This is a genomic window from Hydrogenophaga sp. (genome assembly GCF_019264445.1).
GTDB lineage: Bacteria > Pseudomonadota > Gammaproteobacteria > Burkholderiales > Burkholderiaceae_C > Hydrogenophaga.
The window spans coordinates 1-13,761 of record NZ_JAHVAB010000024.1 but is presented as its reverse complement, the minus strand read 5'-3'; the positions used below and the strand labels follow the sequence as shown (position 1 = coordinate 13,761).

13 protein-coding genes and 1 pseudogene are annotated in these 13,761 nt (G+C 68.5%); 6 read left to right on the top strand and 8 right to left on the bottom strand.

Annotation, left to right across the window (positions count from 1 at the left end):
- The 8 genes from KXJ60_RS03125 to KXJ60_RS03090 all read right to left on the bottom strand — a co-directional run.
- Positions 1-270 (bottom strand): biotin carboxylase N-terminal domain-containing protein (locus KXJ60_RS03125; protein WP_291124017.1); only part of this gene is annotated, 270 nt, incomplete at its 3' end.
- On the bottom strand, positions 267-1,067 hold the full coding sequence (locus KXJ60_RS03120) for an enoyl-CoA hydratase/isomerase family protein (protein WP_291124001.1): 801 nt from the start codon (positions 1,065-1,067) through the stop codon (positions 267-269). The genes KXJ60_RS03125 and KXJ60_RS03120, both read right to left, overlap by 4 nt.
- Positions 1,064-2,236: an acyl-CoA dehydrogenase family protein gene (locus KXJ60_RS03115; protein WP_291123999.1), complete on the bottom strand. Its 1,173-nt coding sequence runs from the start codon at positions 2,234-2,236 to the stop codon at positions 1,064-1,066. The genes KXJ60_RS03120 and KXJ60_RS03115 overlap by 4 nt, the downstream gene beginning before the upstream one ends.
- Positions 2,237-2,386: 150 nt before the next feature.
- Complete coding sequence (locus KXJ60_RS03110; protein ID WP_291123997.1) at positions 2,387-4,117, bottom strand: carboxyl transferase domain-containing protein; 1,731 nt, start codon at positions 4,115-4,117, stop codon at positions 2,387-2,389.
- Complete coding sequence (locus KXJ60_RS03105) at positions 4,110-5,009, bottom strand: SDR family oxidoreductase (protein WP_291123995.1); 900 nt, start codon at positions 5,007-5,009, stop codon at positions 4,110-4,112. The genes KXJ60_RS03110 and KXJ60_RS03105 overlap by 8 nt, the downstream gene beginning before the upstream one ends.
- Positions 5,006-5,689 carry a TetR/AcrR family transcriptional regulator gene (locus KXJ60_RS03100; protein ID WP_291123993.1) on the bottom strand — a complete coding sequence of 228 codons (684 nt, stop codon included), beginning with the start codon at positions 5,687-5,689 and terminating at the stop codon, positions 5,006-5,008. The genes KXJ60_RS03105 and KXJ60_RS03100 overlap by 4 nt, the downstream gene beginning before the upstream one ends.
- Before the next feature lie 95 nt (positions 5,690-5,784).
- On the bottom strand, positions 5,785-6,945 hold the full coding sequence (locus KXJ60_RS03095; protein WP_291123991.1) for a glycosyltransferase: 1,161 nt from the start codon (positions 6,943-6,945) through the stop codon (positions 5,785-5,787).
- A 25-nt stretch (positions 6,946-6,970) separates the two neighbouring features.
- Positions 6,971-8,557 (bottom strand): methyl-accepting chemotaxis protein, encoded by a 1,587-nt coding sequence (locus KXJ60_RS03090; RefSeq protein WP_291123989.1) that lies wholly within the window; start codon positions 8,555-8,557, stop codon positions 6,971-6,973.
- A gap of 255 nt (positions 8,558-8,812) precedes the next feature.
- Here KXJ60_RS03090 and atzF point away from each other — a divergent pair.
- The 6 genes and pseudogenes from atzF to KXJ60_RS03060 all read left to right on the top strand — a co-directional run.
- A pseudogene (atzF, locus tag KXJ60_RS03085) lies at positions 8,813-10,030 on the top strand (allophanate hydrolase); the annotation flags it as partial.
- Between the two features lie 47 nt (positions 10,031-10,077).
- Positions 10,078-11,094 (top strand): ABC transporter substrate-binding protein, encoded by a 1,017-nt coding sequence (locus tag KXJ60_RS03080; RefSeq protein ID WP_291123987.1) that lies wholly within the window; start codon positions 10,078-10,080, stop codon positions 11,092-11,094.
- Positions 11,095-11,098: 4 nt separating this feature from the next.
- Positions 11,099-11,932 carry an ABC transporter permease gene (locus KXJ60_RS03075; RefSeq protein ID WP_291123985.1) on the top strand — a complete coding sequence of 278 codons (834 nt, stop codon included), beginning with the start codon at positions 11,099-11,101 and terminating at the stop codon, positions 11,930-11,932.
- Entirely contained in the window at positions 11,929-12,750 is an 822-nt protein-coding gene (locus KXJ60_RS03070) for an ABC transporter ATP-binding protein (RefSeq protein ID WP_291123983.1), read from the top strand. Before KXJ60_RS03075 ends, KXJ60_RS03070 begins: the two co-directional genes overlap by 4 nt.
- Positions 12,747-12,950 carry an AtzG-like protein gene (locus tag KXJ60_RS03065; RefSeq protein ID WP_291123982.1) on the top strand — a complete coding sequence of 68 codons (204 nt, stop codon included), beginning with the start codon at positions 12,747-12,749 and terminating at the stop codon, positions 12,948-12,950. The genes KXJ60_RS03070 and KXJ60_RS03065 overlap by 4 nt, the downstream gene beginning before the upstream one ends.
- A 1-nt stretch (position 12,951) precedes the next feature.
- A partial coding sequence (locus KXJ60_RS03060; RefSeq protein WP_291123981.1) for an amidase family protein occupies positions 12,952-13,761 on the top strand: 810 nt, incomplete at its 3' end.

Here is a 13,761-nt window from a genome sequence, read left to right as displayed (position 1 = left end):
CGCCATGGGCATTGAAACCGTGGCCGTGTTTTCCGAGCCCGACGCGAATGCGCTGCACGTGCGCGAAGCCACCAGTGCGTTTGCGCTCGGCGGCGCCGCGGCGGCCGACGCCGCGCCGCCGAGCGCAAACGCACTGGTGGCTTCGCGCACGTGCAGCGCATTCGCGTCGGGCTCGGAAAACACGGCCACGGTTTCAATGCCCATGGCGTGGGCGGTGCGGATGATGCGGCGGGCGATCTCGCCGCGGTTGGCGATCAGCAGGCGCTTCATGACTTGGGCACCCAGGGCGCGGGTTGCTTCTTGGCGAACGCCGCCAGGCCGCTGGCGGCTTCGGGCCCGCGCAGCGCCTGCGCGAAGGCGATGGCGGCTTCTTCGCGCAGGTCGGCCACTTCTTCGCGCAGGTGTTGCAGCAGGCGCTTGGAGCTCGCCATGGCGCGCGGCGCGGTGCGCAGCATGAAGGCCACGCGCTCGCGAAGCGCCACTTCAAGCGCATCGTTGGCCACCAGCTCGTCCACCAGGCCCAGCGGCTGCGCCTGCGCGGCGCTGTAGCTGCGCCCCTGCAGCAGGCACTGGCGCGCCGCGGCATCGCCCAGGCGCTGCCACACAAAGGGCGCGATCTGCGCCGGCGGCAGGCCCAGCGTCACTTCGGGCGTGGCAAACACCGAGCGCTCGGTGGCCACTACATGGTCGGCACAGCACACCAGCCCGAAGCCGCCGCCCATGGCAGGGCCGTCCACCGCGCACACCAGCATTTGCGGCAGCGCGCACAGCGCGTGCAGCACGTCGCCAAAGCGGCGGTTCATGGCGATCAGCGGGTCGTCTTCACCCGGGGGCAGCGGCTGACCGATGGCGCTGGCAAAGTGGCCCAGGCTGCCGCCTGCGCTGAACGCGCCCGGCGCGCCGGTGAGCACCACCACGCGCAGGCTCTCGTCTTTCTGCGCGCGCAGCGCGGCCTCATACAGGCCGACCACCATCGCGTCGCTCAGCGCGTTGCGGGTGGCGGGGTCGTTGAGGGTCCAGCGCTCGATGTCGCCCGCGCGCTCCACCACAAACGGGGTCGCGCTCACTTCGCGGGCCTTTTGGCAATGCCCATGATCTTGCTCAGGATGCCGAGCATCACCTCGTCGGCGCCGCCACCAATGGAGGCGAGGCGGCCGTCGCGGTACATGCGCGAGACCTTGTTTTCCCAGGTGAAGCCCATGCCGCCCCAGAACTGCAGGCAGGTGTCGGGCACCACGCGGTTCAGGCGCCCGGCCTTGAGCTTGGCCATGGTGGCCCACTCGGTCACGTCTTCCCCGGCCACGTAGTGCTCCACCGCCTGATAGGTGAGCGCGCGCAAACTCTCCACCTCGGTCTTGAGCTCGGCCAGCTTGAACTGCACCCACTGCTGGTCGGCCAGCGTTGCGCCAAACAGCTTGCGCTCCTGCGCCCACTCCACCGTCCAGGCGATGCAGTTGGACAGGCTCTCCAGCGTGCTGGCCGCGCACCACAGGCGCTCCTCTTGAAACTGCTGCATCTGGTAGATGAAGCCCGCGCCCTCCTGGCCGATGAGGTTGCGCCGTGGCACGCGCACGTTGTCGAAATAGATCAGGCCGGTGTCGCTGCTGTTCATGCCGATCTTCTTGATCTTCTGCGCCACCTCGATGCCTTTGACGAGCTTGCCGTTCTCGCGCATGCGCACCATCACCAGGCTTTTGTTTTTGTGCGCCGGGCCGTCGCTGGTGTTGACGAGCATGCACATCCAGTCGGCCTGCAGGCTGTTGGTGATCCACATCTTCTGGCCGCTGATCACGTAGTCGTCGCCGTCCTTGCGGGCCACGCTCTTGATGGCCGACACGTCACTGCCCGCGCCGGGTTCGCTCACGCCGATGCAGGCCACCATGTCGCCGGCGATGGCGGGGGCGAGGAATTCGCGCTGGAGCTCTTCGCTGCCAAAGCGCGCGAGCGCGGGCGTGGCCATGTCGGTCTGCACGCCGATGGCCATGGGCACGCCACCGCAATGGATGTGGCCCAGCGTTTCGGCCATGGCCATGCTGAAGGAATAGTCGAGCCCCGCGCCACCGTGCGCCTCGGGCTTGGTGAGGCCGAGCAGGCCGAGCTTGCCCAGGCCTTTGAAGATCTCGTGCGCGGGCATCATCTCGGCGTTTTCCCATTCGTCCACATGGGGGTTGATGTGCTCGTCGATGTAGCGCTTGAGCGTCTTCTGCACTTCGCGGTGTTCGTGGGTGAATTGCATTTCTGTCTCCTTGTCGTTGAACCAACTCTCCCGTTCGGGCTGAGCCTGTCGCAGCCCTTGCCAACATCCTGGTGAACCCTTCGACAAGCTCAGGGCGAACGGATGGGGACTCAGGGCGGGCGGATGAGCGCTCAGCCCGCACGGGTATCTCTACATCCTCGCCACCCCAAACTGCATGCGCCGGGGTTCGCGCGCGGCGGCTTCGGCGCAGGTGGCCAGGCAGAAGGCGAGCACGGCGCGCGTGTCGCGCGGGTCGATCACGCCGTCGTCGAGCACCAGGCCGCTGGTGTGGAAGGCGTCGGCCTGGCTTTCAAACACGTTCACGATGTGGTCGAACTGCGCCTGCATCTGCACCGGGTCGGGCGTGATGCCTTTGCGCGCCATGCCGGCCTCGGCCACGATCTGCATGGTGCGCGCGGCCTGCTCGCCGCCCATCACCGCCGTCTTCGCCTGTGGCCAGCTGAACAGGAAGCGCGGCGCGTAGCCGCGGCCGCACATGCCGTAGTTGCCCGCGCCAAACGAGGCGCCGCACTGGATGGTGATTTGCGGCACGGTGGCGTTCGTCACGGCCTGGATCATCTTGCTGCCGTGCTTGATCATGCCGCCCTGCTCGCTGTCCTTGCCCACCATGTAGCCGGTGGTGTTCTGCAGGTACACGATGGGGTGGCCCAGCTGGCACATCCACTGAATGAAGTGCGTGGCCTTGCTGGCACCGGCCACGTCGATCGGGCCGTTGTTGCTGATGATGCCGACCGCATGCCCGTCAATGCGCGCCTGCACGCACAGGGTGGCCGCGCCATACAGCGCCTTGAATTCCAGCAGCTCGGAGCCGTCGACGATGCGCGCGATCACCTCGCGCATGTCCACCGGCTCGCGGTGGTGCGCGGGCATGAGGGCGAGGAGGTCTTCGGTGGGGAGGAGGGGTTCCGCCATGTCATTTCGAATTGACCTCATCACCGTTCGGGCTGAGCCTGTCGAAGCCCCGGCCCGCGCGTGGGTGAGCCCTTCGACAAGCTCAGGGCGAACGGATGTGAACTCAGGGCGAACGGATGGGCGCTCAGGGCGAACGGACTTTTCTTCTCGCGCAATGGAGGCGATGACTCGCCGTGCCAGGCCCAGCGCCTCGCGGTCGTCTTCGGCCAGGTATTCGCCCAGGCCCGACACGCTGGTGTGCATCTCGGCGCCGCCCAGCTCTTCTTCGGTGGCCACCTCGCCGGTGGCGGCCATCAGCAGGGGCGGCCCGGCCAGAAACGCTCGCGAGCGACCGCGCACCATGATCACGATGTCGGACAGGCCGGGCATGTAGGCCCCGCCCGCCGTGCCCGAGCCATGCTGCACCGTGATCACCGGAATGCCCGCAGCCGAGAGCCGCGCCAGATTGCGAAACAGCGAGCCGCCGAGCACGAAGCCTTCGACCTGGTACTTGGTGAGGTTGGCACCCGCGCTCTCCACCAGATGAATGAAGGGCAGCTGGTTCTGCAGCGCGATCTCCTGCACGCGCAGGATCTTCTCCAGCCCGCGCGCCTGGATGGCGCCGGCGTCAATGCCGGAGTCGCTCGCCACCACCATGCAGCGCACGCCGCTGACGAAGCCCATGCCCGCGAGCATGCCGCCGCCGGGCACCGACTTCTCGGGGTCCTTGCTGTCCTGCAAGTAACCGGCCAGCGAGCACAGCGGCACGTAAGGCGCGCCAGGGTCGAGCAGCAAGGCGACGCGCTCGCGCGGCAGCAGCTGGCCGCGCTTGTCGAACACCGGCTTGGACCTGGCCGAGGCTTGCGCGGCGCGGTCTTCCAGCGCGCGCAGCTGCGCGAGGCGCGCGAGCATGGCTTCGCGCCGCTGCTGCGCCTGCGCGCCCTGGGGGTTGAAGCTCGACTCAAACATCGCTGAACACCTTGGGCGTGACGTAGCGGTGGAAGCCGTCGAAGGGTTTCACCGCGTCGCGGGTTTGCGCCTCGGCCGGTGCAGCCACCTGCCCCCAGCCCAAGCGCACCTGCGGGCGCGCGCCGTCCACGCGCAGCACGCTGCCGCTGATGAAGCTGGCCGCAGGCGACAGCAGGAAGACGATGGCGGCCGAGGTTTCGGCCTCGTTGCCAAAGCGCCCGGCGGGCACGGTCTCGCGCATCTCGCGCAGCATGGGGCCGGCTTCGGGTGGGTAGTGGTCCATGCCGCTGGAGGCGATGTAGCCCGGCGCCACCGCGTTCACGCGCACGCCGCTGCGGGCCCATTCCAGCGCGGCGGTCTCGGTGAAGTTCACCATGCCGGCGCGCGCCGCGCCGCTGTGGCCCATGCCGGGCATGGAGCCCCACATGTCGGCCACGATATTGACGATGGCACCGCCCTGCGCCTGCATGCTCTGCACGTAGCACTCGCGCGCCACCAGAAAGCCACCGGTGAGGTTGGTGTCGAGCACGGCCTGCCAGCCTTTGGCGCTGATGTTTTCCAGCGGCGTGATGTACTGGCCGCCCGCGTTGTTCACCAGGCCATCGATGCGGCCATGCGCGCCCACGATGGCGGTGACCACGGTGCGCACCGCGTCTTCCTGGCGGATGTCGCAGGCATGGAAACTGGCGCGCCCGCCATCGGCCACGATCTCGCCGGCCGTGTCCTGCAGCTTGGCCAGGCTGCGCCCGACCAGCACCACATGTGCGCCCAGGCTGGCCAGCTCGTGTGCGGTGCAGCGGCCAATGCCCGAGCCGCCGCCGGTGACCACCACCACGCGCCCGTTGAGCAAGCCCGGCGCAAAAGCCGAGCGGTATCCGCGCTGTGTGTTCATGCCGGCTCCTTCAGGAACAGTTGCAAGGCCGAGGTGGTGAGGTCGTCGAGCGAGGCGCGGGCGCGCGCCTTGGCGCTGCGGCCCGAGGGCGGCACGTACCACTGGGCGGACCAGTTCAGCGCACCAAAGATCATGAGCCGCGCCAGCGCCGGGTCGGCCCCCAGCTGCCCCTGCGCGTGCAGCGCTTCGAGCTCGGGCACCCATTCGGCTTCGTAGCGGTCCTTGAGGCGGTTGACCTCCACGCGCTGGGTGGTCTCCAGCGAACGCCACTCGTAGAGCATCACGGGAATGAAGTCGCTGTCGGGGCCGAGCAGCACATCGAAATGGTTGCGCACCAGCACCCGCAGGCGCTCGCGCGGCGAGGCGCCCGCCGGCAGCAGCGCGAGTGCGGCCTGCTGGCGCTGCAGCGCACCCTGCATGCCTTCGAGCATCACCGCGCCCAGCAGCGCTTCCTTGCTCTCGAAGTGGTAGAACGGCGAGCCCGAGCGCATGCCCACGGCGGCGGCAATGTCGCGCGTGCTGGTGGCAGAGAAACCCTGCTGGCGAAACAGGCGGGCGGCGCCGGCCACGAGTTCGCGGCGGCGGTTGCCGTCATCGCGCTCGTCGGCGGTTTTGCGGGGGCGACCCCGCGGGCGGCGCGGGGCCGCGGCGGGGGAAAGATCGGATTCGGCCAGGCTCATGGCGGCGACGATAGCAGCCGCCCCGATTTTCAGCAAGCAGACGCTTTGTGAAAATACAGGCCGCCTGTCGCCTGCCCGACAGGGCCCTGCCCGCGTCAGGCCATGGGCAGGCCCGCCGCGGTCTGGCGCACCGCCTGCGCTTCGTCCAGGATGCGTTCGAGCAGCAGCGGGATTTCAAACAGCGCGCGGTTGTCGACGCGGCGCACGCGCGCGCGGTACCCGTCGAGGTCGGCCAGCAGTTGTGCCACGGCGCGGTCGATGTGACGAAAGCTGCTGGTCACGATGCCCAGGCCGTTGTCGCGCACCCACTGGGCGTTGTAGCGCTCCTGCGGCATGGTCCAGGCGTTGTCGACCACGATCACCGGCAGGCCCATCTGCACGGCTTCGCTCAGGCTGCCGGGGCCAGGCTTGCCGATGAAGAAGTCCGCCAGCCGCATGGTGCGCGGCACTTCGGTGGTGAAGCCCAGTACCAGGCGCGGTGCGCCGCGCGGCAGGGCCTGCAGTCGCGTGGCCAGCGCCTTGTTGTGGCCGCAGATGAAGATGAGCTGCGTGCGGGCGGCCAGGCGCTCGGCAATGCCCAGCATGGCCTTGGAGCCGTGCCCGCCAAACAGGACGATGCCGGTGGGGCGCGTGGGGTCCAGGCCCAGGCGCCGCAGTTCGTGCGCGCGGTCAAGCACGGCAGGCTGGTAGAACTCGGGCCGGATGATCATGCCGGAGGTGGCGTGCACGCGTTCGGCTGCGCGGCCCAGCGCCAGCGCCTGTTCCACCGCGCGCGGCGTGCCGCACACCACGTGCTGCCGCTGGTCGCGCTCGATCCAGAAATGCGGTGGCACATCGGCCAGGTCGGTGAGCACGGTGGCATACGGCACACCGGGCAAGGAAGCCGCCAGGCTCTCGACCATGGCGCGGTTGAAGTTGGGCACCAGCGAGACCACCATGTCGGGCTCGGTGCGCAGCCAGTGCTGCTGCAGGGTGCGCACCAGCGCGGGGTGGCCCACGCGAATGAGCGCCTGCAGCACCTTGAGCTCTTGCGACATGCCCATCGTCCAGCCGCGTGCGAGGCGGCGGTTGTACCAGTCTTCCGGGGCTCTGCCGGTCATCTTGCGAAAGCGGGCGTTGGGGTCGAGCACCTCGAAGAGGTTCACCAGCCTGACGCGCCAAGGCCGTGGCTGTTCGCACAGCACGGCCTGAAGCGCGAGTGCGGAGGCCCGGTGGCCGCCGCCTGCGTTGAAGTACACCAGGTCAACAGTCTGCATGGGCCGATTGGATCGGCCCATTGTGTCAAGCCTGTGGCAGGGCGGCTGCATCGGTCGCGCTGTCGAAGCGGAACACCGCCACCGCAGCCGCCAGGTGACGGGCCTGGTCCTTGAGGCTTTCGGCGGCCGCCGAGGTCTGCTCCACCAGCGCGGCGTTCTGTTGCGTCATCTGGTCCAGCTGGCCCACCGCCACGTTGATCTGCGCCACGCCGTCGGCCTGTTCGGCGCTGGAGGCCATGATCTCGCCCACGATGCCGCTGACCCTGCGGGCGTTTTCCACCACCTCGGTGATCGTGCCGCCCGCTTCCTGCACCAGGCGGGTGCCACCGGCCACCTGGTCGTTGGCGGCTTCGATCAGCACCTTGATTTCCTTGGCGGCCTGCGCGCTGCGCTGGGCCAGGTTGCGCACCTCGCCGGCCACCACCGCAAAGCCACGGCCTTGCTCGCCGGCCCGCGCCGCTTCCACCGCGGCGTTGAGCGCCAGGATGTTGGTCTGGAAGGCGATGCCATCGATCACGCCGATGATTTCACCGATGCGGCTGCTGCCGCGCTGAATGTCGCCCATCGTGCGCACCACCTGCTCCACCATCTCGCCACCCTGGCGGGCCACACTGGCGGACTGACCGGCCAGCTGGTTGGCTTCGCGGGCCGAGCCGCTGGCCTGCTGCACGGTGGCTGTCATTTGCTCCATGCTGGCGGCCGTTTCCTGCAGGCTGCTGGCGGCCATCTCGGTGCGGGTGGACAGGTCCAGCGAGCCCTTGGCCACTTCATCGCTGGCAATGGCGATCTGGTCCGTGGCGTGGCGCACCGTGCCCAGCACTTCCCGCAGGCGGTGGGCCATGCCGTCGAGTGCCCGCAGCACGCGCTGGGGCTCGCTGTCGCCTTCCGCCTGCAAGCGCAGCGACATGTCGCCAGCGGCCATCTTCTCCACCGCCACCAGGGCCGCCTGGCTGCTGTTCACCAGACCACGCACGATGAACAGACCCAGGCCCACCAGCAACAGCACAGCCACCACACCGAACACGGCCACAGCGACGACGGTCTTCTGTGTGGTCGACATCAGCAGGTCGTGATCGCGATGCAGCGACGTTCTTTCGTGCGCCAGCAGGTCCGACACGCTCTTGTTCAGGCGTTCGAGCATCGGACGGCATTGTTCGATGGTCATGTACCCCGCCGCGCTGAGATCGCCGGACACCGCGATGTCGGCAATCTTGAGGGCGATGGGGCCGTATTCCTGCTCGATGGCGTCGACGCTTTCCACGAGTCGGCGCTCTTCAGCGCCCGCCTCTGCGACCAGCTTCTTGAGCTGGTTCAGTGCCTCCAGCGTCGCAGCATGCGACTGCTTGACCCGGGCGAATTCCTGATCGCGCGTGGCGGGGTCGCTGGCCAGTGCCAGGTTGCGCGCTGCCAGGGCGCGCGCGGCCACCGCTTTGGCCAGATCATTGGCGGCATCCTGGCGCGGCATGTTGACCTCGTGGTTCTGGTCGGCCAGGTTGGCCGTGCGCAGCAGGCTCCAGGTGCCCATGCCGACCACGCAGGCCAGAAACAGCGCTGCAGACCCCAGCAACACAAGGAGCTGGGTGCGAATGGACTTTTGAGAAAGACGGTACATGGATGACCTCACAGAGTGATGAAGGGTGTGGGTTGTTCATCGGAGGGCCCGTGCGCGGGTGAATACTGCAAATGCAGTATTTGCAAGGCGCACAGGGCAGGAAGGGCTGGCATTCAACTTGCATGAGAACTTGTATCCAAGATGGAATGCCTGTTCATGGTGCAAGACACGCTCTCCCCCACCACCGCCCCACCGGCGGCGGCGCCTGCCGCGCGCCTGGCGCCCGAAGCCTGGATTCACCGCCCCGCGCAGCCCATGCAAGGTGCGCGCGGCGGCCCGCTGGCGGGTCTGCGCTTTGCCGTCAAGGACAACATCGACGTGGGCGGCTGGCCCACCACCGCCGCCTGCCCGGCGTTTGCGTACACCGCCCCGGCGCACGCCAGCGTGGTGCAGATCCTGCTCGAAGCTGGTGCAGCGCTGCACGGCAAGACCAACCTGGACCAGTTCGCCTGCGGCCTGAACGGCACGCGCTCGCCCTATGGCGCGGTGCCCAACGCCCTCAACCCGCTCTATGTGTCCGGCGGTTCCAGCTCCGGCTCGGCCTACGTGGTGGCCACCGGCCAGGTGGACTTTGCGCTGGGCACCGACACCGCCGGCTCGGGCCGCGTGCCGGCGGGCCTGAACAACATCGTGGGCCTCAAGCCCTCGCGCGGGCTCATCAGCGCGCGCGGCGTGGTGCCGGCGGCGCAGGCGGTGGACTGCGTTTCCATCTTCACCCCCACGGTGGCGGCGGCGGTGCGCGTGCTGGCGGTGGCCATGGGCCACGACCCGGCGGACCCGTACTCGCGCACCCTGCCCATGGCCTCCGAACCCTATGGCGCGTCATCTGGCGCGCGCTTTCGCTTTGGCGTGCCATCCCACCCCGAGTTCTTTGGTGACGCGGCCGCCCGCGCCGCCTTCGGCGACGCCCTGGTGCAGCTGCAAGACATGGGCGGCCAGGCGGTGCCGCTGGACTTCGCGCCTTTCTCGGCGTGCGCCGACATGCTCTACGGCAGCGCGCTGGTGGCACAGCGCTACGAAGCCGTGCGCACCTTCTTCGACGCGTACGAACACGAGGTGATGGAGCCGGTGCGCGGCATCATCGCCGCCGGCCGGGGCTACAGCGCCGCCGACCTCGTGGCCGCGCAAACGCAGCTCGCGGCACTCGCCCAACAGGCGCAAGCGCTCTGGCAGGGCATCGACCTGCTGGTGGTGCCCACCGCGCCCACGCACCACACCATCGCCCGCATGCAGGCCGACCCGGTGGCGCTCAACCGCCAGCTCGGCGCATACACCAACTTCGTCAACCTGCTCGACTACGCCGCGCTGTCGGTGCCCGCCAGCCTGCGCGCCGACGGCCTGCCCTTCGGCATCACGCTCATTGGCCGCTGCGGCTCGGACTGGCAGCTCGCCGAGCTGGGCCAGCGCTTTCACCACGCCACCGGCCTGACCCAGGGCGCCACGGGCCAGCCCCTGCCCGCCCCGCAGGCCATGGCCGACCTCATTCCCGCTTCCCTTTCCCCTTTTTCCAGGAGCCCCGCATGACCCACACGACCGCCACTTCTTCTTCCCTCTCGTCGCGCCGGCGCCAGGTGCTGCAGCTCGGCGTGGCCGGTGCAGCCATGGGCGTGCTGGGTGCGCCGGCCCTGCTGCACGCGCAGGCCGGCCCGAAGATCCGCATCGGCTACTGGCCCATTGCGGCGGGCCTGCCGTTCTATGCGGCCATCGAGCTGGGCTATTTCAAGGAGGCCGGGCTCGACGTGGAGCCCCTCAAGTTCGCCGGCGCCCAGCAGGTGATGGAGGCCGTGCTCTCCGGCCGCGCCGACGGCACCGCCAACGGCACCGGCTCGGCCAACATCGCCATCGGCGAGATCGCCCAGCCCGGCACCTTCAAGATCTTCTGCTCCAATCCGAGCAACGTGAAGAACGTGCTGGACGAAGTCATCGTGCCCGTGGCCAGCCCGGCCAAGGTGATGGCCGACCTCAAAGGCAAGCGCGTGGCATCGGGCCCCGGCATCCAGAACGTGACGCTGGCCAAGACCATCCTGGAGCGCGGCGGCGCAGTCGGCGCCACCGTGGTGGAGCTCCCGATTGGCCAACACGTGGCCGCGCTCGCGGCAGGCCAGGTGGACGGCGCCTACACGCTCGAACCCACGGGCACCATCGGCCGCATGAACGGCACCACCAAGGTGCTCGAAGCCGGCGTGATCGCGAAATACGTGCTGGGCGACCCCGTGGCACCGTGGTTCGGCGGCTCGGCCTCGCTCTCGTCAGACTTCATCAAGAAGAACCCCGATGCGGCCAAGAAGTTTGTGGCCGCCTACGGCAAGGGCGTGGCCTATGTGCGCAGCAAGTCGGTGGAAGCGCGCCAGTACCTCAAGGGCTACACGCCCATTGAAGGCGCGCTCACCGCTGAAGTGCCGCTGGCCGCCTACACCATGTACAACGAGTTCACCCCGGCCGACGTGGCGCACTTCCAGAAGTTCTTCGACCTGTTCAGCGAGAAGGGCATCTTCTCGTCGCGGCTGATGGTCGACACCATGCTCTACAAGGGCTGATGCCATGACGACCTCTGCACCGGCCGAGGCCGGAAAACCCTGGGCGCCACCCGCGTCCCACGCTGCCCCGGCGGCGCCGAAGAAGACCGACTGGGGTCGCGCCCTGCCCTTCGTGGGGCCGGTGGTGCTCTTCATCGTGTGGGACCTGGCCGTGCGCCTGGGCTTCATCAAGCCCATCCTGCTGCCGCCACCGATGGACGCGCTGGGCGCGCTCTTCGGCGGCCTGGCCGGCGGCCCGCTCATGACGGACTTCGCCGTGACGGTCTGGCGCACGGTGCAGGCGTTTCTGATCGCGGCCATCGTCGGCATGCCACTGGGCGTGCTGCTCGGCAGCAACGAGAAGGCCTACCGCAGCGTGGAGTTCCTGATCGACTTCTTCCGCTCCACGCCGTCGTCGGCGCTGATCCCGTTGTTCCTCATGATCTTCGGCGTGTCCGACATCAACAAGGTGGCCATCGCCGCGTTTGGCGCGCTGCTGATCGTGGTGTTCAACAGCGCCTACGGCGTGATCAATGCGCGCAAGCAGCGCGTGATGGCGGCCAAGGTGATGGGTGCCACGCGCTGGCAGGTGTTCAAGGACGTGCTGATCTGGGAGAGCCTGCAACCCAGCTTCGTGGGCCTGCGCTCGGCGGTGTCGATGGCGCTGGTCATCGTGATCGTGGCCGAGATGTTCATTGGCGCCGACAGCGGCCTGGGCAACCGGATCATCAACTCGCAGCAGGTGATGAACGTGAAGGACATGTACGCCTCCATCCTGGCGGCGGGTGCGCTGGGCTATGCGCTGAACGTGTTGTTCCTCGTGGTTGAACGCCGCATCGTGCACTGGAGTGGAAGATGAGCACCGTCCTGAATGCCCCCGTGTTTGCCGACGTGCCCACGCCCGCCTTCAAGCCCGGCCCGGCCGGCACGCACATCACCATCCGCGGGCTCACCAAGTACTTTGCCGGCTGGCCGCTGTACGAGAACTTCGACCTCGACATCCCCAAGCACAAGATCGTGTCGGTGTTCGGGCCCAACGGCTGCGGCAAGAGCACGCTGATCAACATGATCGCGGGGCTGGTGCCGATCGACTCGGGCGAGATCCTGTTTGACGGCAAGAGCCTGAAAGACACCAAGATCGGCTACGTGTTCCAGAACTACCGCGAAGCGATGTTCCCGTGGATGCGCACCATCGACAACATCGCCTACCCGCTCAAGCTCGAAGGCAAGAGCAAGGCCGAGGTGGACCGCCGCATGGCCGAGTTGGTGGCCAGCTTCGACGTGAAGTTCGACCTCAACCGCTACCCCTACGAACTCTCGGGCGGGCAACAGCAGACGGCCTCGATCATGCGCGCGCTGGCGCCCAACCCGGAGGTGCTGTTCCTCGACGAACCGTTCTCTGCGCTTGACTTCGAGATGACGCTGTTCATCCGCGAGAAGCTGCAAGAGGTCTTCATGCAGACCGGCACCACCATGGTGCTGGTCTCCCACGACCTGGAAGAAGCCGTGTACCTGGCCGACCAGGTGCTGCTGCTCACCAAGCGGCCCACCAAGGTGGCCGAGATCCTGTCGTACGACGACCCACGTCCACGCACCACGGCCACGCTCTCGGAGCCCAGCTTCGTCACTGCCAAGAAGCGCAGCCTGGAGATCTTCCAGCGCGAGGTGCGCCGATGAACGAGGTGCAGACGCTGGTGTACGTGCAGGCCGCCGCCGTGGCGGTGGGCCTGCGGCTGGACACCGCGCAGGCCGCGCGCGTGGCCTCGCACATGCACCGCACCGCCGGCATGGCCGCGCTGCTGGACGCCGTGCCGCTGCACGACGAAGACGAGGTGGCCGAGCTCTACTGCCCGGCGCCCTTTCCTCAGGACCGCTGACATGGCACCCCACCTGAGTGACATTGCCCACGCCGTGGCCCGCGGCGAGCGCAGCGCGGCCGAGGTGATCGAGGCGAGCATTGCGCGCATCGAAGCCACCGACACGCGTGTGAACGCCTTCACCGGCCGGCGCTTCGAGGCCGCCCGCGCGCAGGCCGCGCGCATCGACGCACAGCGCGCACGCGGCGAGCCGCTGGGCCCGCTGGCCGGCGTGCCCTTCGCCGTGAAGAACCTCTTCGACAGCGAGGGCGAGGTGACGCTGGCCGGCTCGAAGGTGAACCGCAGCCACCCACCGGCCACCGCCAACGCGGTGCTGGTGGAGCGGCTGCAGGCGGCCGGCGCGGTGCTGGTGGGCTCGCTCAACATGGACGAATACGCCTACGGCTTCACCACCGAAAACACCCACTACGGCCCCTGCCACAACCCGCACCGGCTGGGCCATGTGGCCGGTGGCTCTTCCGGCGGCTCGGGCGCGGCGGTGGCCGCGGGCCAGGTGCCGCTGGCGCTCGGCTCGGACACCAACGGCTCCATCCGCGTGCCCTCTTCGTTCTGCGGCGTGTGGGGCTTGAAGCCCACCTTTGGGCGCCTCTCGCGGCGCGGCAGCTACCCCTTCGTCAACAGCATCGACCACCTGGGGCCCTTTGCCGACGACCTGGATGGCCTGGCCCTGGCCTACGACGCGCTGCAAGGCCCCGACCCGCTGGACCCGGGCTGCTTTGCCACCTGCGTACAGCCGGTCACCCGCTCGCTCGGCCAGGGCGCGCAGGGCCTGCGCGTGGGCGTGCTCGGCGGCTACTTCGTGGAGCACGCA

Excerpts from the sequence above, each read along its gene's own strand:
- KXJ60_RS03100 (WP_291123993.1), bottom strand. The coding sequence starts at position 5,689 with ATGAGCCTGGCCGAATCCGATCTTTCCCCCGCCGCGGCCCCGCGCCGC.
- KXJ60_RS03095 (WP_291123991.1), bottom strand. The coding sequence starts at position 6,945 with ATGCAGACTGTTGACCTGGTGTACTTCAACGCAGGCGGCGGCCACCGG.
- KXJ60_RS03070 (WP_291123983.1), top strand. The coding sequence starts at position 11,929 with ATGAGCACCGTCCTGAATGCCCCCGTGTTTGCCGACGTGCCCACGCCC.
- KXJ60_RS03065 (WP_291123982.1), top strand. The coding sequence starts at position 12,747 with ATGAACGAGGTGCAGACGCTGGTGTACGTGCAGGCCGCCGCCGTGGCG.
- KXJ60_RS03090 (WP_291123989.1), bottom strand. The coding sequence starts at position 8,557 with ATGTACCGTCTTTCTCAAAAGTCCATTCGCACCCAGCTCCTTGTGTTG.
- KXJ60_RS03080 (WP_291123987.1), top strand. The coding sequence starts at position 10,078 with ATGACCCACACGACCGCCACTTCTTCTTCCCTCTCGTCGCGCCGGCGC.
- KXJ60_RS03115 (WP_291123999.1), bottom strand. The coding sequence starts at position 2,236 with ATGCAATTCACCCACGAACACCGCGAAGTGCAGAAGACGCTCAAGCGC.
- KXJ60_RS03105 (WP_291123995.1), bottom strand. The coding sequence starts at position 5,009 with ATGAACACACAGCGCGGATACCGCTCGGCTTTTGCGCCGGGCTTGCTC.
- KXJ60_RS03110 (WP_291123997.1), bottom strand. The coding sequence starts at position 4,117 with ATGTTTGAGTCGAGCTTCAACCCCCAGGGCGCGCAGGCGCAGCAGCGG.
- KXJ60_RS03075 (WP_291123985.1), top strand. The coding sequence starts at position 11,099 with ATGACGACCTCTGCACCGGCCGAGGCCGGAAAACCCTGGGCGCCACCC.